The following is a 19,883-nucleotide window of genomic DNA, read 5'->3' on the forward strand; positions in this document are numbered from 1 at the left end:
ACTGCACGATTCACGCCACGGCCCCCAAAGGCGAGTCCTTTTTTGCTAGTTCTGCATTTACAGCAGGCACGACTTCCTCAGCCATCAGCTGCATGGAGCGGAACCATCGGTCCTTGTCCTCCTCGTAGTCGACGCCCTCCATGAGAAGCGTGCCGAAGCCACCGGTTTCCTCCTGCATACTGAGCAGCTGCTCGGTGACCGTTTCGACCGATCCGATGAGGAACTGATGCCGCAGGAGATACTCGAGGTCAATTTCAGCAGCATTGACGGCGTCGTCGTGTTTCCAGTTCTCGCTATAGCCGAGGAACTTGAAAATTGGGAGAAGGAATTCGTTGAGGAACTCGCCGAAGTACCCATTGCGAGCCATATCAAGGGCTTCTTCGTCGGTGTCAGCGACCACGACCTCGCGGGCAATACGCCAGTTGTTCCGGTCCGCTGTGCGTCCTCGGCTTTCGGCCGCAGTGCTGTATGTATCCCACTGGCCAGCCATAAAACGTGTGTTCATGCCCAGCGAAATCGGGAGCAATCCTTCCTCGCCTGCCCACTTCAGGGTAGCCGAGTTTGCACTCAGGCCGGCGACGGCGATAGGGGGGTGGGGTTCCTGGTAGGGCTTCAGGTGGTTGCCGAGCGTACCAGGAACCGCTGCGAAAGCATCGGCTTCGACCTTCTCACAGGTCCAGTACTCGCCCTCGAAGCGCCATGGTCCCTCCTCAGTCCAATACTTCCGCATGATTTCCAGCCCCTCGGCTGCCTTCCGCCGGTGCTCGCCTGTTGACATGTCGATGCCAAACATCTGGGCATCTGTAGGAGTTCCGCCCGACCCGATTCCAACCATGTAGCGCCCCTCGAACAGCTGGTCCTGGTAGGAGATGCGCGCTGCGAGTTCTGCGGGGTGATGGAAACCGGGAACGTGGGCCCCTGCCGCCAATACGATCTGTTTCGTTTCACGCAATGCGGCTTGAATCAACAAGTCGGGCGACGGAAGCGGCTCCCAGAGGTTCGTGAAGTGCTCTCCCACCCACGCTTCCGAAAAGCCCAAACGGTCAGCCGTCTTGATCATCTCAAGGTCCCATTCGAAGCCCTTCTTGTATCCGCCGGGGGCCTGGGATTGTGATGGACGGTGGCCAGTCATGAGGAATAGTCCGAGCTTCATGATTCTCTCCTTTGAGTGTTGCTGCTGGGTTTGCTCTTCGGTGTGCTGGCGCTCAAGGCCGCAGCGAAGCAATCGGCGTGAGCTGGAAGCTACGACGAGGCGATTGAGCCTGGCTTTGCAAGGCCCCTGAAACCGGCGCCATGCCAGATGAGCGGCTCATTGTCCGAGACCCCCATCTGTTTAACTTCGAGGAGGGCTATCCAGTGGTCGCCCGCGTCCAGTTCGTTGTAGAGCACGCATTCGAACCAAAGCGAAGCGTCCTCGACGAACACCGCGCCGGAGTCGTCGACCTCGACGGCAACTTCTTCGAAGCGGGCAGCCCGGTCCTTGCTTGCGAGCTGACGCGTGAGGTTTCCTTGGCCCTGGCTGAAGACGGAGGCGCCGACAGACTGACAGTTCTTGATCCAAGCCCACGTCTCGGACGACTTTTGCACAGCGACGGCCACCAAACAGGGTTCCAGTGAAACCCCCACCATGAACGAAGACGCGACAAGGGCATGCTTCTGGCCCTCCTGTTCAGTTGCAAGCACAACCACGCCTGATGGGAACTGCGCAAAGGTCTTGCGTACGAACATTGGATCACCGTCAACGGTGTGCAATTTCGACGTCGTTGTCCTGGACTTGGTCATCGTCATTGTTCTCTCCTTTGAGTCCCGCAACAGTGGAAGGCTTGGCCGTCCGTCGACGGGCGTGTCGACACGTTCAGGCTCGCACGGCCAAGGAAAGCCGACTAGACGGCGATTCCGTATCGCCCTGCAACCGCGCGCGTATCGCTGTGGTGCCACCGTTCTGATATCCCGGCTGATCCGCTAGAAGTATTGGACGCGCTCTGCCTCCCACCAGAGAATCAACTAAAGGCCAGCATTGCCGCTGGCCATATTCAATGTGTGAGGACGTGGATCATGGCGCGCCGACAAAATCGTCAAATCATCCTGGCAAAGCGACCGAGCGGAATACCCCGTCCGGAACACTTCGCCATTAGGCATTCGACTATCGACGATCCGGAGCCGGGCCAACTCCTCGTCAGAAACCAATACTTGTCGGTGGACCCTGCCATGCGGGGCTGGGTCAGCGATGAGAAAAATTACGCGGCGCCTGTCCCCATCGGAGGTGTGATGAGAGCATCAGCCGTCGGCACCGTCGTCGCGAGCAATCAGACCCGTCTGCAGCCCGGTGACCAAGTGGTCGGCCGATTCGGCTGGCAGGAGTATTCGCTCGTTTCCGAAACGGCAGATGTGCGCAGGGTCAACACATCCCTGCCAGCGTCACTTGCACTGGGCGTGCTCGGTGCCAATGGCATTACCGCATGGCTAGGGTTGTTTGGTGTTGGCTGTCCGCTTCCGGGTGAACTCGTCGTTGTCTCTACGGCGGCCGGGGCGGTGGGTTCTGTCGTCGGGCAACTGGCCCGGCTGGCGGGGTGCCGCACCGTCGGCATTACAGGCAGCCAGCGAAAAGTGGATGTCTGCGTCGACGACTACGGCTTCGACGTGGCGTTGAACTACCGGGCACCTGAGTTCCAAACGGAACTTGAAGATGCATGCGGGCATGGCGTCGGCGTGTATTTCGACAACACGAGCGGGCCTATCAGTGATTCGGTCATGCAGCACTTGGCACGTGGCGCCCGTGTAGTGGTCTGCGGAACGGCTGCTATCGAGTCCTGGGATTCATGGCCTTCCGGCCCGCGCGTTCACCGGCACCTCCTCACGAAGGGTGCCAGCATGACGGGATTCCTCCTGCAGGACCATGCCCATGAGTCTGAGGAAGTCCTCGCCCGCCTCGTCCCTCTCCTGGCCAGTGGCGCGATTCGATACCACGAACATGTGCTCGACGGGCTGGACAGTGCCCCGGAGGCGGTAAGTCTGCTTTACGCCGGCGGCAACATCGGAAAAATGATCATCCGGCTCCCGGACTAGCCGCATGGGCGCCCCAAGGGGCAATCCCTAGACCAGGAGTTTCCCCTCGGGGAGCAGGTCTATATGCTGCCTCGCGGCTGCTGCAACGACGTCGATCATTTTCTGAGTTATCCGACGGGTGTCTGAACGGCGGTAGGCGACAGAGAATACCGATGGCGACAGGCCATCAACGTCGAGAGAGCGGACGCCCGCCGATGGCGAGAGCCGTGTCGTCGACTTCGACATGGTTATGGCAGCATTGCTGGTTGTCAGCGCGAGCTGGGCGCCGGACACGGTGCGCACCGGTCCAGTGGAGGCGTCGAGAAGCGAACCGCCCCTGAGGTCGTCCAGCTGCCATGTCTTGGCCCACTCGGGCGGAGCAGACAGGCCGAGCATCGGTAATCGTAGTACCTCGTCTGCAGTCAGTTGCCCGGCCTCAGCCAAGGGGTGCTGGCTGCCGACTATCAGGCACCGGGGCTCCTGGGCGATGGGAAGGACCGCAAATTCTGTGCCGGAAATTGGGGGACGGACGAAGGCAATATCAACCTCGCCGGTGCGCAATGCCTCTACTTGGTCGACAAATGTCGTTTCGTGAAGGACGACTTCCGCGCCTTCGAATCCGTTGCGAAGGGCTTGGATGATCGGCGAGGTGAGCTCGCCGGCAGCAAGTTCCCCGTTCAGCACGGCCACTCTAAGTATGGTCTTTTGAACGCCAACGCTGCTCCGCACGGCGTCGCGCACTGAATCGACCTGCGCGAGAATCTCGCGGGCGCGATCGACAAACGCCCACCCCGCCTGCGTAGGGATGACTCCTCGGGTGCTTCGTTCGAAAAGCTTCACGCCCAGCTCGGACTCCAACTGCTGGACAGCGGTGGAGAGGGGCGGTTGGGCCGTATAGAGCCGGCGTGCGGCTGGGCGGAAGCCGCCCTCCTCGGCCACAGCAATCACATATCGGAGCTGCCGTAGGTCCATGTTTGATTCCTTCTTTACGAACGTCTGATCGGCAACCGATATGACCTCCTCATCGAGGTCCTAGACGTTGCGGAATGATATCACAGACAGTGCCGCACTTTTCGTGGGCCCGCAGGGAGTTATCAACTCTTAGCGTAGTTGGGGCGGGCTGGCATTGTCCGATACATATCCCGTCGCACTGAGTACCGAGTCAAGCCAGGACACCCGGTTCGCGAAGCGTTTGATTCTCCCCACCGAAGTCCACCGGTAGGCGTCATGCTCCCAGTCAATCGTTATTCGGCGTGTGCTCGAGATCGCCACGAAGGTGTGGATCATCCAGGGCAATTGCTGACTATCAATGACAACGACATTCTGGCCTTGACGGAAGCCGAGCAAGTCTTCCGTTCGGAGACCCGTTTCTTCCTGGAGTTCCTGCGCAGCCTGCTGATTCGGAGATGCTCCTTCTTCCATGAACCCAGTAATACAGTGCCAAAGGCCTTGGTCGTGATCAACGCGTTGGCTTCTCTTGAACAGGGCGAGCTTTCCCCGCCATTCAACGACAACGGCTATGACGGTTCGGGAGTGCGGGATGGCCGTCGCATCGCCCGAAATAGTCGCGGTATTGCTCATACAGTTTCCCCTAGGCCAGGGTGGATCACATGGGACGTTGAGTGCGGCACAGCTGTCCGGACGCAGGTGTCATCCTGCTCCATAGAGGCGGCCTTGAGTTGTCAATCGTGCAAGTTCAGCCCAGTCCTGGCCTCAAGGTCAAGTGGGCTTAGCCTCCCGAATATCTCACGCACACGGAAGCCGTGCGGTGTCACATCAAAAATGGCGTGGTCGGTATAGATACGCTTGACGCAGCGGGGGGCCGTCAGCGGGTAGGAGCACTTGTCGACGAGCTTCGGTTCACCAGATTTGGCAAAGAGGTCGGTCATGACGTAGACCTCTTTCGCGCCCACAGCCAGGTCCATGGCCCCACCGACGGCAGGGACAGCGCCGGGCTGCCCGGTCGACCAGTTAGCGAGGTCGCCGTTCTCGGAGACTTGGAACGCGCCTAAGACACATAAATCCAGATGCCCTCCGCGCATCATGGCGAAAGAGTCGGCATGATGGAAATAGGCCGCGCCGGCCTTCTCCGTGACTGGCTGCTTTCCGGCGTTGATAAGGTCGGGATCCAGCCGCCGGGCTGACGGCGCCGGTCCCATGCCGAGCATCCCATTTTCGCTATGAAAAATGATTTCCCGACCCTCAGGGATGAAATTCGCCACAAGGGTGGGTGCCCCTATGCCGAGATTGACGACGGCGCCTTCGGGAATGTCCTCAGCGATGCGAGCTGCGAGTTCCTTGCGGGTGGGCAGGCGTCTCAACATATCTCCTTTGTGCTCGGAGGCAGGGGTATCCCGGTCGGGTCAGTCCCTCCGACGAAGCGGCCGTCGGCGAGCCAGGACCGCTCGCCGACAGCCACAACGTGATCGACGAAGATCCCGGCGGTGACAATGGTTTCAGGATCCAGCGCACCCAATTCAACACAGGTGTCCACTTGGGCGATTGTGGTGGTTGCGGCGGTCGCCATGATCGGACCGAAGTTTCGACCCGTCTTGCGGTAGACCAAATTGCCATGACGGTCAGCATGCAATGCACTGATCAGGGCGGCATCAGCATGGATAGGGTATTCCAGCACGTACTCACGTCCGCCGATCGCCCTGTGCTCCTTCCCGGCTGCAAGCTCCGTGCCTACGCCCGTCGGGCTGAAGAACGCGCCGATGCCGGCGCCCGCGGCACGGATACGCTCCGCCAGATTGCCTTGAGGTACGAGTTCGAGCTCGACCTCGCCTGCCCGGTACAACCTGTCGAATACCCAAGAGTCGCTTTGCCTCGGGAACGAGCAGACAACTTTTCGCACCCGTCCCGCAGCAAGGAGCGCGGCGATACCGGTGTCACCGCTTCCGGCGTTGTTGCTCACAATGGTCAAATCACCGGCGCCCTGCTCAATGAGTGCGTCGATTAGCTCGATGGGCTGCCCGGCGCGGCCAAAACCGCCAATCATGATTGTTGCTCCCATAGGGATACCGGCAACCGCGTCCCTTACATCTGTCCTGATCTTCGAGATCATGGCAGAGCCAGCATGATCTCGGGCCGTCCCGCCTGATGAGCGCGCCGCATCAGCCAGCTACAGGGTCGTTGAAAATGGTGAATTCGCGTGCGAGGGGTGACCCGTACCAAATGAGCGATCTATCCAAGTTGTCCTCTGTCCACGTGAGTGGCTTCCACGCGGGGTCGAAGATCAGGTAACCCGTGTCGCCAAACAGCTCGATTCGGTTGCCGCCTGGCTCGAATACGTAGAGGAACTGCGCCTGTGTCGCTCCGTGCTTTCCAGGGCCAAGGTCGATGGTCAGGCCGTAATCGGTGAACATATCTGCAGCGTCGAGCAGGTGCTGCGGGAAGCCGTACCAAAACGCGAGGTGGTGGAGGCCGCCCTGCCCGTTTGCCGAGTGGCCAGTGCGGTCGGCAAGGTTGGCGATCTCGTGCACCAGGGGGCTCACGCTCATCCACGCGGCGGCCTCTCGCCCGTGAACCACGATGTTCTCACGGAGACGAAAACCGAGCGTATCCTGCAGGAACCGGCGGTTCTCTGTGACGTCGTCGACCAAATGGTTGACGTGGTCGAGCCGTCGAACGGGGACACCCTTGAGCGGACGCTTCTGCGGCCGGCTGAGTAGTTGTGAGGACTGTTCTTCGGATGCCTTGAAGTAGTCGACCTCCCAAAGGATGGAATGGGAATGTCCGGATGGTGATACGAAGTCGACGGTAGGACCTTGTCCAAGATCGCCCTCCCGCCAGTTGACGGCAACTCCACTGGTTGCCAGCGCATCAATGCGGCGGCCAAGAGCCTGCGGGGAACTGCTGCGCCACGTGGTTCTGCCCATGCCAGGCTCGCGACGATAGGTGATCTTGAGTGAATGGTGATACCAGTCCTCGTAAGCCCGGAGATAAACCGAATCACCGTCGCGGCCGGACACCGACATGCCGAGAAGTTCCGTGAAGAACCAAACGCTCTCATCGACTCGTGGGGAGAACATCTCGACACTGGCAAGCTGTGCGATATCGAAGTTTGGTTCCGGATAGGCAGCATCGATCTGATAGTTGATAGTCATGGTCTTTCTCAATTCTGGACAAGGACTTCGGTGGGGCGGGCTGTGGAAGGGGAAACGGGCGTGTAGGAGCGCCGCTTCAGGTGGCTGCACTCATGGAAGTAAATGCAGCCACCAGGATTCTTCAAGGTTGGCGTCCTACCGAGCCGTTGCGAGTTCAGCGGCGTTCACGCGGGGCAGAACCTTGGTGGCCAAAAGTTCCAGCGAGTGGAACCAGGCGTCCTTCCGGTCTTCGTAATCCATGGCTTCCACGAGAAGCGTGCCGAATCCGCCGGACTCCCTTTGCATGTCCTCCAACTTCTTGGTGACCGTCTCGACAGAACCAACGATGAACATATGCTCGATAAGGTAGTCGAGCGTCAGCTCGTCATCGGTTACTGAGTCGTCATGCTTCCAGTTGTCTGCGTATCCTCCGAGGTTTTTGAACACGGGCAGCAACTGGTCGCGGTAGAACCTGCCGTAAAAACCGTTGCGTACGTTCTCAAGCGCGTCTTCGTCCGTGTCGGCGACGAACACCTCCCGTGCGATGCGCCAGTCGTCCCGATTCGCCACCCGGCCGGCCTTCGTCGCACCGCGCTCGACAGTCTCCCAGTGCCCGGCCATAAAGCGGTTATTCATGTTGAGCGAGATAGGGAGGTAGCCCATCTCACCGGCCCATTCCAGCGACGGGGAGTTCGGGCTGAGTCCCGACACTGCGATGGGCGGGTGTGGACTCTGAAACGGGTGGAGGTGATCCCCGAGCGTGCCGGGCACGATGCTGAAAGCATCCGGAGCGACTTTCTCACATGTCCAGTACTTGCCTTCGTAGCGCCAGGGCCCGTTTTCCGTCCAGTACTTGACGATGATTTCAACCGCCTCGCGGTTCATGTCCCGATGCTCGCCAGTGGAGCCGTCGATGCCGAACATCTTGAGGTCGCTTGGTACGGACCCTGCACCAAATCCCACCATGTAGCGCCCCTCAAGGAGCTGATCCTGGTAGGAGATACGCGAAGCTAGTTCGGCTGGGTGATGGAAGGGCGGGAGGAACGTGCCAGCGCCAAGCTTGATGTTGGTGGTTTCACGCGCGGCCGTTTGCAGGATGAGATCTGGCGAAGGGACTGGTTCCCAGATGTGGGTGTAGTGCTCTCCGTACCATACTTCTTCAAAGCCCAACATATCGGCGTGCTTGATAACTGAGAGATCCCAGTCGAACATGCGCTTATAGCCACCGAGCTCCAGGGTACGCTCCGGCGGGTGTGCTGGTGCAAAGAACAGTCCAATTTTCACGTCAATCTCCTTTGATTTGGTGGTGTTGCTTTGGGTTCTACAGTCGGCGGATGTGCGCCTGGCGCACGGGCCCCGCAGTCAAGTCGCCTGAGTTGGTTGCCGCCCTCGTGTTCAGTGCGGGTCGCCGATGAGTTGTGGAACGGCAGTCCGGGCAAGTATCTGATTGAGCGCACGTGTTAGGACATCGGAAGCCTCAGCCATGTACAGTTCAGAGCGCCAGGCAACATGACGGTCCGGGCGCACCAGAACGCAACCGCTCTCACCAATTTCGCGCCGCAGTGCCCATTCTCCGTAAATGTCCCGGAATCCTTCGGGATCGCCGATGAGGTGAACATCAATGTCTATGCCGGTTGTGGCGCTTGCTACTGAGGCTGCTTCACGCCAGCCTTCACCTCCGAAGCCGGTAAGCAGGCAAAAGCGCGTTCCCTCGACCAGGTCAAGCGTTGAACATTCCGAACCGCCATGACTTAACCGGGCGTGGGGCACGCGGGCTCCCGGTGCAGTCGTGGGCCGATAGTAGAGTTGCGAATCATCGGATTGAGGCGCCTGAGGGAAGTCATCATTGATGAGTGCTCCAGCGCGGTAGCGATATCCCAGTTCTATGCCGTGGGCATTGAACTGGTAGTTTGTCAGCGAAATGGCTTCGCGGATTAATCTGCGCCGCCGGTCACCGACCGGTCCGGGTTGGGTGAGTTCGTCGAGCCGTCGCTGTCCCTCCGCAACGCTTTGCCCCTGTTCATAACCGAGCGCATCAGACACGGCTGCGAATTCCTTTCGGCTTTGCAGGGCCCGTGCTACCCCAACCGCACCAATTGGCTGACGCTCTGCGGAGTATGTGGTCAGTACGCCAGGCCCGGCTTTGCCCTTCAGGACCAACGCCAGCTTCCACGACAGGTTGTAGGCATCTGCCACGGACATGTTGAGTCCTAGTCCGTTGGCTGGCGGGTGGCGGTGTACAGAGTCACCCATGCAGAAAACACGGTCAGTCGAGTATTTGGGGGCGACCTGGGCATTCACGATCCACGGAGCGCTCCCCAAAATTTCAACTTCTACGTCATTGTCGCCAATGACGGCGTGGACACGGGCGATGAGTGCTTCGTTATCGAATGCCGTAGGGTCTTCGTTTGCCGGATCGTAGTTGATGGCAAGTACAAATTCTGTAAAGGGGCGGTGGCATATCAGTGTTCCAAGACGGCCAGTGGGGAGCGGGCCGGGAGCCAGGTTCCAGGCAAGAACGCCAGGTCGATGTGCGAGGTACTTCGTAAGGTCCGCGCGGAACCAGATGTTGAGAGCGTGCGCAATGGCGGTTTCCCCCGTAATTGTGAGTCCGGCTTGGGACAGGACCGTTGCGCGGGCCCCGTCAGCACCTACCAAATATTTCGAGTGAATTCGGAGAACTTTTCGGTTTTCAAGGTCTTTGACAATGCTGATGACCCCGTCCGCTGCTTCCTCATGTAACTCGAATTCGTGCCGCATTCTCACGTCGCAGCCAGCTTCCCGTACTGCGTCCATCAGCAGTGGTTCGAGGACTGTTTGTGGGCAGTTGAGCATGGGACTCGGGCTTGCTGCAGCGTAGTCGCCCGCACGGTCATGCCCGGTGCCCCACGCTTCCAGACGTCCGACTTCAGGGTCCGCCAACGTCGTGATCCATAGGTTATTGCGCATCAGCTCGGGAGGCGTCGCTACCGCCATGAGCTTCTTATCCACGCCCAAGTGCCGCATGATTTCGACGGTCCTCTGGTTGATGATGTGCGCGCGTGGCGTGTGAGCGGTACCTGAATACTTTTCCACGAGCAGGCACTGGATCCCATACTGACGCAGCGCAAGCGCGGTGGTCAGACCCGCGGGTCCCGCACCGACAATCAAGACAGGAACATCGATTTCTTGCATCAGGGTCACTCCAAATTTTCGTGCGCGTAAGCTCAGAGAGCGGCTAACAACAGCAGCCGGCCCGTCGTGCGGGTGGGGCTGTCGGTACCACTGTTAGAAGATTCACATGACAGCCCGGAGGTGGCTAGACGCTGAATTCAGATCACCAGTGCACAGATTTTGGAATCACATGCGACCAAAGCATGTTGCCACCAACACGTTACGGATACCGCACTTGGTAGTATCTGCGGCCGCGCTGAGCAGCCCAAGGTCGGGGCGATACTGGCACCGCGGGAATCCGTGGAATCGCTCTAGCAACTGACATCGCCGTTTGACGGTCTGCGTCGGGAGCCCACGCGGTGCGCGCGCCAGGGACCCAGCGCTAGGGGACTTTCGCAGCTACTTCTCTACTCCCGCATTTATCGTCGATAATGGACGGTCCGTCAATTTTTCTAGGCTCGGACACTGCCGTGCCTGTCGAACGATGCGCACCCGGGTGACTTTGAGCCGACGTTGGCGGAATGCAATTGCCCTATCCACGACCGGGGATTGGGAGCCGTTGGAGTAGCTCCCTGGCAGCAGCAGTAGCGGTGGATAAACCATGATTGAGAATTGTCCCGGGTTGAGGGCGGGGGCAGCATTACCTCTTCGCGCTGGAGTCAGGAACCGATTCCGATTGTTCTGGCGGCCAGAGTAGACAGCAACTGCTTTCTGCGGTTGTAAGTAGTCTTGGACGTGTCAGGTTGGGGTCTGACGCAACCGACTGGAGATCTGAATGGCCAGGCAGAGAATGGATCGACTGGAAGGCCTGCAACTCCGTGAAGCGTCGACCGGGTCGTCAGCTACTTAGCGCTGATCTTGCGTGCTGCTTCCAAGAGTGAACTGCTGGCGGCCTCCGCGTTGAAGTCCTGTAGGGCAACGAGACCGATGGACGCTTCGGGTCCGCCGATGAGCGATCCAGCGAGCCGCAGGGGAGCGGCAATTCCAACGGCACCCGGCTGTAGTTGACCGTGAGTAATGCAGTAGCCCTGCGCTCGGGCAGTGACCACCTCGGGCGAATCATCGGGCGCGGGAGGACGTGCAGCGAGTATGGCGATACCTGCCGCAGCTCGAGTCAGGGGGTGTCGGCTACCAACCCTATATCCAATCCGGAGAACGGAAGTTGCGGAGGAGTCCAGGGATAGTACTGCGACAGCTTCGTCGTGTTCCGCTACAGACAGGAACGCGGTTGCGTTCGTCTGGTCGGCAAGCTCTTGCAGGATCGGGGTGGCCAAGGAGAACAAGCCTGGCCAGTATCTTGAAGCAAGCGCGGGAATGGCAGCGCCAAGGTAGATCCGTCCGCCCGGATCCCGGGTCAGGAGCCCGTGCTCCTCAAGCGTGGCCACTAGTCGATAGCCGATAGCGCGGGCCACACCTATCTCGGCGGACAGGTCTGCAACCGAGATGCCCCCCGATTTGGCAGCGACGACCGACAGGGCGCGAATCCCGCGGTCGAGTGTCTGAAGCGTGGTCACGGGCAGTCCTTTCCTTTCATAGATCGGGAGCTAAGGCTCACCGCGAGATACGGACGGGACCAACTGACTCTCTGCGGTACGTGGAGGCAAAACCTTGACGGCATGTTCGAACAACCCTTACATTATAGTTGTCCGATAAATAGAACAACTTGTTCGTTATTAGTAAATATGGAGCGATGGTGGTCCAGGAAATGGAAAGGTGCCCGATGACGGGCGCAACCTCAATAAAGGACTCTGGCTCGAGCGGATGCCCAGTCACGGGGAGAGCAGCGGAATTTGACCCCTTCAGTGACGGGTACCAACAGAATCCGGCCGCCTACGTCGCCTGGGCGCGGTCAGAGGAGCCAATCTTCTATAGTCCAAAGCTTGGCTATTGGGTGGTTACGCGGTACCACGATGTGCAGGCGATCTTCCGCGACAACATCACTTTCAGCCCGTCCGTGGCGCTGGAGAACATTACCCCGGCCAGCGATGAGGCCAAGGCCGTACTCAGCTCCTACGATTTTGGGTTGAAGCGCACGCTGGTCAACGAGGATGAGCCAGCGCATATGCCACGTCGTCGTTTGCTCATCGAGCCGTTCGAACCCGGACACCTGGCACATCATGAGCCGATGGTCCGTCGCTTGGCCCGCGAGTTCGTCGACCAATTTATCGACAAAGGGGCAGCGGACCTGGTTGATGAGATGCTCTTCGAGCTGCCACTTACCGTTGCCCTTAATTTCCTAGGCGTTCCTGAGGACGACATGGACGTGCTGCGGCAGTACTCCGTTGCTCATACAGTGAATATCTGGGGCCGCCCGCGTCCTGCAGAGCAGGTGGCGGTGGCTGAGGCGGTGGGCAAGTTCTGGCAGTACTCCGGCAAAGTGCTGGATAAGATGCGCCGTAACCCGGACGGCCCGGGTTGGATGAAGTTCGCCCTCCGGATGCAGCCCGAGCACCCTGAAATCGTCACGGATTCGTTTCTTCATTCGATGATGATGGCGGGCATCGTAGCGGCGCACGAGACCACAGCCATCGCGGCAACCAACGCGGTCAAGCTGCTGCTGGAAAACCGCGAGGTCTGGGAGGAGATCTGCGCTGACCCGACCCTCATCCCCAACGCAGTGGAGGAATGTCTGCGGGTTGACGGGTCCGTTTCTGCCTGGAGGCGCATCGCGACAGAGGACGCGACTGTGGGCGGTGTCCAGATCCCGAAGGGCGCCAAGCTCCTCATTATGCAGTCTTCGGCAAACCACGACGAGCGATACTTCGAAGATCCAGAGATGGTGGACATCCGCAGGGTGGGCGCTTCCGAGCACCTCACTTTCGGATACGGTGCCCACCAGTGCATGGGTAAGAACCTTGCCAGGATGGAACTGCAGATCATCCTTGAGGAGCTGACGCGTCGGATCCCGCATCTGCAGCTCAGCCCGCAGAATTTTTCTTACGTCCGCAATACCTCCTTCCGCGGCCCGGAGCACCTCCTAGTTTCCTGGGACCCGGAGCTGAATCCCGAACGCGCAGACCCCTCCATCCTCACGGTTTCCGCCCCGGTCAGCATCGAGCCGGGCGCCACGAAGCAGATCACCCGTCCGGTAGTGGTCACACGCCGCACGCAACTCACCAAAGGTGTCGTCCGGCTTCGGCTTGAGTCCATTCACGGCAAACCCTTTCCAGCGTGGAGCCCAGGCTCGCACATCGATGTCGTCTGCGGTGACACTGGCCAATCCCGTCAGTACTCGCTATGCGGGGACCCCACGGACCGGATGAGTCTGGAAGTGGCAGTGCTGCGCGAACCCGATGGCCGTGGCGGCTCGGCGTGGGTTCACGACGAGGCAATTATTGGCTCCCGCCTGGAAATCCGCGGCCCGCGGAACCACTTCCGCCTTGATACAAACGCCATGCGGTACATCTTTATCGCCGGGGGGATTGGAGTTACCGCAATCAGCGCCATGGCACGCGATGCCCAGCGGCGTGGAGCGGCCTACGATTTTCATTATGTCGGCCGGTCCCGGACTTCCATGGCCATGGTCGAAGAGCTGGAGGCAATTCATGGCGACCGGCTTCACTTGTGGGTCAGCGATGAAGGACGACGGGCCCACATGGCCGCACTCCTGGCCCATGTCCCGGAAGGCGTTCAAGTCTACTGCTGCGGTCCGGAACGGATGATCGCTGACCTGGAGTGCATTTCCGCTGACTGGCCTGACAATACGCTGCATATCGAGCACTTCACCTCCAGACTCGTAGATTTGGACCCCGCGATCGAGCGCGCCTTTGACCTCGAACTGAACAATTCAGGGATCACCGTGCGGGTTGAGGCCACACAAACCGTCTTGCAGGCCCTGCGAGCAGCCAAAATCAACGTGCCCAGCGACTGCGAAGAGGGCCTCTGCGGTACCTGCCAGGTGGGCGTAGTCAGCGGAGACATCGACCATCGCGATGCAGTTCTCACCGCAACCGAGCGGGAGGAAGGCAACCTGATGCTCACCTGCTGCTCCCGCTCCTGTGGCGACCGACTGACGCTTGACCTATAACCTCCACCGCACGAACCATAATCGAAGGAATCTCACGTGGCCTACTACCGCCAACTAGGAAAAATTCCGAAGACCCGACACACACTGTTCCGGGCTGATTCGGGAGCTATTTACTACGAAGAGCTAATGGGTGAGGAAGGATTCTCCTCAGATTCTTCACTCTTGTATCACCGCAATATTCCCTCTGCGCTCGTAGGAGCGCGGGTATGGGAACTGCCGGATCAGTCCCTGACGGCGAACGCGCCACTGCTGCCACGTCACTTGAAGCTCCACGGCCTCTTCGCAGACGATCAGGCCCGCACTGTAGACGCGGTCACCGGACGTCGGCTGGTTCTAGGGAACAACGACGTCCGCATCAACTACGCTTGGGCCGGTCAGACGTCGCCTCTTTACCGGAACTCCACCGGTGACGAATGTGTCTACGTTGAAGACGGCTCCGCCGTTGTCGAGACCGTCTTTGGCGTCCTGCCCGTGACTAAAGGTGATTACATCATCATCCCGCGTGCAACGACTCACCGCTGGGTGATCCAAGCCGGCGAAGTGGCGAAGCTCTACTTCATTGAGGCCAACAGCCATATCGGTCCCGCGAAGCAGTATCTCTCAAAGCATGGCCAGCTCTTGGAACACGCACCGTATTGTGAGCGTGACCTCCGCGCCCCCCAGGAGCCATTGTTGGCGGAAGGCCAGAACGTCGAGGTCTACATCAAGCATCGGGGCCATGGTCCCAACGGCCTCGCGGGTACTGTCCATATACTCCCTGAGCACCCGTTCGATGTAGTTGGGTGGGACGGCTGTCTTTACCCGTATGTGTTTAATATCAACGACTTCATGCCGATCACCGGGAAGGTTCACCAGCCGCCGCCCGTGCATCAGGTGTTCGAAGGCGCCAACTTTGTGGTGTGCAACTTCGTGCCACGAAAGGTGGACTACCACCCGGAATCCGTCCCGGTGCCTTACTACCATTCCAATGTCGACTCGGATGAAATCATGTTCTACGTCGATGGAGACTACGAGGCCAGAAAGGGCTCAGGCATAAACAAGGGGTCAATTTCGATTCATCCTGGTGGCCACGCGCACGGCCCTCAGCCTGGAGCAGTAGAGGCGAGCCTCGGCATGGAGTACTTTGACGAACTTGCCGTCATGGTCGATACTTTCCGGCCCCTTGATTTGGGTGAGGCAGCCGTAAAATCCGACGATGGCCACTACGCAAGCTCATGGGCGGGTGGACGCTGGAACAATGACTGACTACGCCTTGCCAGAATCGTTTTTCCACTTCTTCGATGACGCAGCCGTATTCCCGCCGGGTCGCGCACCACTGGAAGCGGCCTTGAGAGGCTACATCTCCCGCCGCCAGACCGCGCTTGCAGCAGCGGTCGGGCCTCTGGTGTTACCACTGAAGGACCTTTCCGAGGCCAGACAGTTAGCAACTGGGCTCGACCTCGCAGCCGGGCCCATAACAGCGAGCATCGTCACTCCTGCAGGACATTTAAAAGATGCCCTTGCGGCTGTCACCTCAGCCCGACCTTTCATCGACATCGTTTCAATCGAACTTAAGACCAGCCCACTAGACGAGGACTGGGCTGGGGAACTCCTGAGTGCTGCCTCGACTACAGAACCGTGTCAGCTCTACGTCGAGCTCGCAGCAGACCAAATCGAGAGGGGTGCGCTGCAAATGCTCGTGGGAACCGGTGTCCGGCTGAAATATCGCACAGGCGGCATCGAACCGGACCTCTTTCCGACCCCCGCGCAGGTAGCTTTCGTTCTCGCCGCGGCTACGGAGGAACAAGTTCCCTTCAAACTCACCGCCGGTCTTCACCGGGCAGCGCGGTACACGGACCCAGAAACGGGCTTCACCCATCATGGCTTCTTAAACATCAGCATAGCCACGGCCCTGGCACGGTCCGGGGCAACGGAGGCCACCCTCCAATCCGTGCTGCAACAGACAAACGAGGCTGTTCTCGCGGAGATGTTCGCCAGCGTCTCCCCGGACTGGCGCCAGAGCTTCATTTCCTTTGGCACCTGCAGTATCACAGAGCCCCTTCAGACGTTGGAAGAGATGGACATACTGTCACCCGGAGCCAGCGCATTGGCAATTTCCTTACAGAAAGCGGTCCAGTCATGATCTCTAGACCTGCTTCCCATTTGGTGGAGCCGGGAAGTATTGCCTACAAATACTCCAGCCCTGGCTTCGGCGTCGAGAACCTTCCCTACGCATCGTTCGCGCCCAATGGTGCCGGCCCAAGGTTGGGGGTGAGGATCGGCGAGAAGGTGCTGGATGTTGCCGCCCTGGTCCAGATCGACCGCGGCGGGTCGCCGGAACTCTTGCGCGTTGTAGGGGGGCCTAACCTGGATGCCCTCCTTGAGGCTGACCGGGAAGTTTGGGACGAGTTGCGCCTGCTGATTACCCGGCAAGTCACTTCAGCGGGGGTCGCCGCAGGCCTTGAGATCTATAGTCTCGACGACGTTAAGCTCTTCATGCCATTCACCGTGGCCGACTACGTGGATTTCTACGCCTCAGAACATCACGCGACCAACGTGGGACGGATCTTTCGGCCCGATCAGGCGCCACTGACGCCGAACTGGAAGCATCTGCCCATCGGCTACCATGGCCGTGCCGGGACGATCGTCCCCTCCGGTACTGAAATTCTTCGTCCTAAAGGTCTGCGACCGGAGCCCGGCGGGCAACCGAGTTTTGGGCCCAGCAGAAAGCTGGACATTGAAGCAGAAATCGGATTCGTCATTGGCGGCGGCGCTCCGGCCGGCGAAGTGAAGATCGAAGACGCCGGACGGCACATTTTCGGGGCCGTCATCGTTAACGACTGGTCCGCCCGCGACATTCAAGCCTACGAATACGTACCTTTGGGTCCCTTCCTCGGGAAATCCTTTGCCACTTCAATTTCCGCGTGGGTCATGCCGATGGCCGCCCTTGCCTCGGCATTTGTAAAGCCTCCAAAACGAGAACAAGGCCTGGCAAAGTACTTGAACGACGATTCAAGCCCCCCATTTGGGCTGGACATCTCCCTTGAGGTTTTCGTAGACGGGGATCTGGTGTCCACCCCCCCGTTTGCCTCGATGTACTGGACTCCAGCACAGATGCTCGCCCATATGACCGTCAACGGTGCGAGCTTGCGTTCTGGAGACTTCTTCGCTTCCGGGACAGTCTCCGGGCCCGAAAAACACCAGCGTGGATCATTCCTCGAACTGAGCTGGAACGGGACCGAACCACTGCTCCTTCCAGGTGGCCGCGACTTCCGGTTCCTCGAAGACGGTAATGAGATCGTCATCCGCGCAACAGCCCCCGGCCCTTCCGGAACCCCTATCGAATTCGGCGAAGTAAGCGGACGCATCCGTCCAGCGACAGCTACATAACCCGAAGATCCACGGTTCGTGTGCCCACAAGGCCAGGCAAGAGGGCTCCGATGGATGGCTGCGGCACAATAAACGGCCGAGCTGGCCTCAATTTTTCATGGCAGGCGGGAACGGCGACAGGTTGGTGGCGGCTGTTGAACTGCGGTTGTTTTCTGTTTTCTGTTTTCGGGCAGTTGGCTGTGGCCTGTCGGGTCGCCTGGTTTCGGCGCCGGTTCCACTTCCAGCGATGAGGCTGGTCGTCGGGACTGGGTCGGTGCCTGCTCAGCCTGAGCTGGCAGGGAGAAGCTGTCTCAGATGACGGGTGTTCTGCAGGAGCAGTTTCTGAAGGTCTTCTCCTGCGCTGATTCCGGAAGGAAGAGCTGGTTGCGGCGGCCGCGGGTGATGATTTTCCCTGCGGTCGCGAAGAGCCGACGGTGTCCCGGTTCTTCGAACGCACCGCCATGAACCCGAAGCTGTTCGGCTACGGGTTTGAGACCATCGCCCGGGAACTGCGCACCCGGGTCTGGAAGGCCGCCGGGGCAAGAAGCCCGGCGCTGGCCGTAACCGCCGCCGTCCCGCTCGTTATCGACATCGACGCGACCCTGGTGACCCACTCCGATAGGGAAAACGTCGCTTCCGATAAGAAAGACGTCGCTGGCACCTACAAACACGGTCACGGGTTCGCCCCGCGTCGCGTTCGAGGGAAGCTGACCGAAGAACCTGGGCGAGGACCGCAGGATGTCCAGATCCGAGGCATTTTCACCGCGCCGGCGGCGAGCATCGCGGTCAGAGATCCAACCAGTCGTCCAGGCCGGTGCTTCACTCCACGAAGAGCCGACAAACTGCCCAAGCCTGTCCTCGCACAGCCTGCCGGAGCTTAGGACGTCCAGGAGCCGGTGAGCACCGAAACACCGGCGTGGGAGATCAGCGACTGGCCGATGAAACTGACCAGCAGGGACGGGAAAACGAAGTATCGGCTCGGCCTGCCGAAGGGCGAATGTTGGGTTGGTTGGCGGCTCTGTTGAGCTTTGGAGCCGGTGGGTTGGTCGTGCGACAGCGGACTCTGGCGGTAGTGACTCGCGCGTGCCAGCCCTTCCGTTCGGACAATTCAGGACCCTTCGATATTCGCGCGCGCAACTTGTTTCAGCGTTGGAAGGAGCCCTAGGAAAAGGGGACTTGCCCCCGGGGCGGATGGGAACAGGTCTGTTGAAAATCCCACTCCCAGGGCTAGCCCTGGATCGGCAAAAGCCACAGAGCCTCCGGCTCCTTCGTGTCCAAAGGCCCTGGAACCAATCGGCAGGCGAGGAAAGGCGAGCTGCGGACCAGATCCGAAACTTGTCGAAACCCCTAGCACTTTATCTACACCGGCCGAGCGTACTTGAATCATCCCGTCGAGCGTCGTTGGGGCCAGAAGCCGGACGCCACCCACATCACCCACTGTGGATGCCATCACCTGTGCCAGCGCCGCCGCGGTTGTGACGACTCCCATAGATGCAAGTCCTGCCGTCAGAAAGGCAGCTGAATTGAAGAGTTCAGGGTCATTCACGAGGGCCGCGAGGAGACCGTCCCGTCGCTGGGCGGGAAGGCCCGGGATGAGGACCTCGGCTGGTTCCGAGAACAACAGGGGATGAACGTCGGACACCCCGGCGCCGAGATTCACGTCTGCACCGAGTGGCGCAGCAATTTCATCCCTAAGGAGCTGGGAGACACTGATCCCGAGAGATTCTTCGATGACTGCTTCGAGGATGGTCCCGTAGGTCACCGCATGGTAGCCGTGGCTCTCCGTCCGGTGGGCGCCAGGTGCGGCGTTGAGGACAGCGCGTCGGTCGCCGCCGTTCAGAACATCTTCGGCCGTTATGGCAATGTTGAGTGCGGCCAGCGAGGTCCGGTGGGCCATAACGTCGCGTATAAGAATGTTCGCCCCGCCGGCCGAGCCGAAGTCCGGCCAGGCCTTGGCCAGTTGAGTTTCCAGATTCAGGGAACCTCGCTCCGCGACCCTGTGGATCGCAATTGCAATCAATAATTTGGAGACAGAGAAGACGACTTGGCGTGAGGAAGTTGAGTAGTCTCCGAAAGACAAGTCCGCCACGCATTTCCCGTTTTGATAGACGCACAGGGCTGCTCCACCCGCTGGCTGAGTTGATCCCAGCCTTCCGAAAACGTCTGCGAGTGATTCAAACCCCTGGGTCGTGTACCCATTGACGACGACGCGACGCATCACG

16 protein-coding genes and 2 pseudogenes are annotated in these 19,883 nt (G+C 59.7%); 6 read left to right on the plus strand and 12 right to left on the minus strand.

All coding sequences use genetic code 11. The features are described from left to right. Nucleotides 1-10: 10 nt before the first annotated feature. Nucleotides 11-1,153 carry an LLM class flavin-dependent oxidoreductase gene (locus VXJ37_RS07015; RefSeq protein WP_331322327.1) on the minus strand — a complete coding sequence of 381 codons (1,143 nt, stop codon included), beginning with the start codon at nt 1,151-1,153 and terminating at the stop codon, nt 11-13. A gap of 89 nt (nt 1,154-1,242) precedes the next feature. Continuing rightward, entirely contained in the window at nt 1,243-1,788 is a 546-nt protein-coding gene (locus tag VXJ37_RS07020; protein WP_331322328.1) for a flavin reductase family protein, read from the minus strand. 267 nt (nt 1,789-2,055) lie between these two features. On the opposite strand from VXJ37_RS07020, the gene VXJ37_RS07025 reads away from it, so the two are divergent. Continuing rightward, nucleotides 2,056-3,066, plus strand: a complete 1,011-nt coding sequence (locus VXJ37_RS07025) for an NADP-dependent oxidoreductase (protein WP_331322329.1) — start codon at nt 2,056-2,058, stop codon at nt 3,064-3,066. 27 nt (nt 3,067-3,093) lie between these two features. Here the strand turns inward: VXJ37_RS07025 and VXJ37_RS07030 are convergent, their stop codons facing one another. From VXJ37_RS07030 to VXJ37_RS07065, 8 genes are all read right to left on the minus strand, one after another. Further along, entirely contained in the window at nt 3,094-4,017 is a 924-nt protein-coding gene (locus VXJ37_RS07030) for a LysR family transcriptional regulator (RefSeq protein WP_331322330.1), read from the minus strand. 129 nt (nt 4,018-4,146) lie between these two features. Next, a complete protein-coding gene (locus VXJ37_RS07035; protein WP_331322331.1) occupies nt 4,147-4,626 on the minus strand; it encodes an NUDIX domain-containing protein in 480 nt (159 codons plus the stop codon). 101 nt (nt 4,627-4,727) lie between these two features. Further along, nucleotides 4,728-5,369 carry a 3-oxoacid CoA-transferase subunit B gene (locus VXJ37_RS07040; protein WP_331322332.1) on the minus strand — a complete coding sequence of 214 codons (642 nt, stop codon included), beginning with the start codon at nt 5,367-5,369 and terminating at the stop codon, nt 4,728-4,730. Further along, nucleotides 5,363-6,112 carry a 3-oxoacid CoA-transferase subunit A gene (locus tag VXJ37_RS07045; protein ID WP_331322333.1) on the minus strand — a complete coding sequence of 250 codons (750 nt, stop codon included), beginning with the start codon at nt 6,110-6,112 and terminating at the stop codon, nt 5,363-5,365. Before VXJ37_RS07045 ends, VXJ37_RS07040 begins: the two co-directional genes overlap by 7 nt. Before the next feature lie 49 nt (nt 6,113-6,161). Then, nucleotides 6,162-7,154, minus strand: a complete 993-nt coding sequence (locus tag VXJ37_RS07050) for a VOC family protein (protein ID WP_331322334.1) — start codon at nt 7,152-7,154, stop codon at nt 6,162-6,164. A gap of 135 nt (nt 7,155-7,289) precedes the next feature. Continuing rightward, entirely contained in the window at nt 7,290-8,417 is a 1,128-nt protein-coding gene (locus VXJ37_RS07055) for an LLM class flavin-dependent oxidoreductase (protein WP_331322335.1), read from the minus strand. A gap of 111 nt (nt 8,418-8,528) precedes the next feature. After that, the gene (locus tag VXJ37_RS07060) at nt 8,529-10,307 is read right to left on the minus strand and encodes an FAD-dependent monooxygenase (protein ID WP_331322336.1); all 1,779 of its coding nucleotides are present in this window, start codon (nt 10,305-10,307) and stop codon (nt 8,529-8,531) included. 821 nt (nt 10,308-11,128) lie between these two features. Then, on the minus strand, nt 11,129-11,800 hold the full coding sequence (locus VXJ37_RS07065; RefSeq protein WP_331322337.1) for an IclR family transcriptional regulator: 672 nt from the start codon (nt 11,798-11,800) through the stop codon (nt 11,129-11,131). A gap of 206 nt (nt 11,801-12,006) precedes the next feature. On the opposite strand from VXJ37_RS07065, the gene VXJ37_RS07070 reads away from it, so the two are divergent. The 5 genes and pseudogenes from VXJ37_RS07070 to VXJ37_RS21180 form a co-directional block, all read left to right on the plus strand. Beyond that, nucleotides 12,007-14,313 (plus strand): cytochrome P450/oxidoreductase, encoded by a 2,307-nt coding sequence (locus tag VXJ37_RS07070; protein ID WP_331322338.1) that lies wholly within the window; start codon nt 12,007-12,009, stop codon nt 14,311-14,313. A gap of 36 nt (nt 14,314-14,349) precedes the next feature. Continuing rightward, nucleotides 14,350-15,558 (plus strand): homogentisate 1,2-dioxygenase, encoded by a 1,209-nt coding sequence (locus tag VXJ37_RS07075; RefSeq protein ID WP_331322339.1) that lies wholly within the window; start codon nt 14,350-14,352, stop codon nt 15,556-15,558. Then, the gene (locus VXJ37_RS07080; protein WP_331322340.1) at nt 15,551-16,435 is read left to right on the plus strand and encodes a hypothetical protein; all 885 of its coding nucleotides are present in this window, start codon (nt 15,551-15,553) and stop codon (nt 16,433-16,435) included. Before VXJ37_RS07075 ends, VXJ37_RS07080 begins: the two co-directional genes overlap by 8 nt. Next, nucleotides 16,432-17,682, plus strand: a complete 1,251-nt coding sequence (locus tag VXJ37_RS07085) for a fumarylacetoacetate hydrolase family protein (protein WP_331322341.1) — start codon at nt 16,432-16,434, stop codon at nt 17,680-17,682. Before VXJ37_RS07080 ends, VXJ37_RS07085 begins: the two co-directional genes overlap by 4 nt. 410 nt (nt 17,683-18,092) lie before the next feature. Then, nucleotides 18,093-18,350: pseudogene (locus VXJ37_RS21180) on the plus strand (IS1380 family transposase); the annotation flags it as partial. Here VXJ37_RS21180 and VXJ37_RS21185 read toward each other — a convergent pair. Next, nucleotides 18,351-18,616 (minus strand): annotated as a pseudogene (locus tag VXJ37_RS21185) (IS1380 family transposase); the annotation flags it as partial. Between the two features lie 153 nt (nt 18,617-18,769). After that, nucleotides 18,770-19,879: a serine hydrolase domain-containing protein gene (locus VXJ37_RS07095; RefSeq protein WP_331322343.1), complete on the minus strand. Its 1,110-nt coding sequence runs from the start codon at nt 19,877-19,879 to the stop codon at nt 18,770-18,772. Nucleotides 19,880-19,883: the final 4 nt, after the last annotated feature.

Source organism: Pseudarthrobacter phenanthrenivorans (assembly GCF_036455295.1).
Classification (GTDB): Bacteria; Actinomycetota; Actinomycetes; order Actinomycetales; family Micrococcaceae; genus Arthrobacter; species Arthrobacter phenanthrenivorans_C.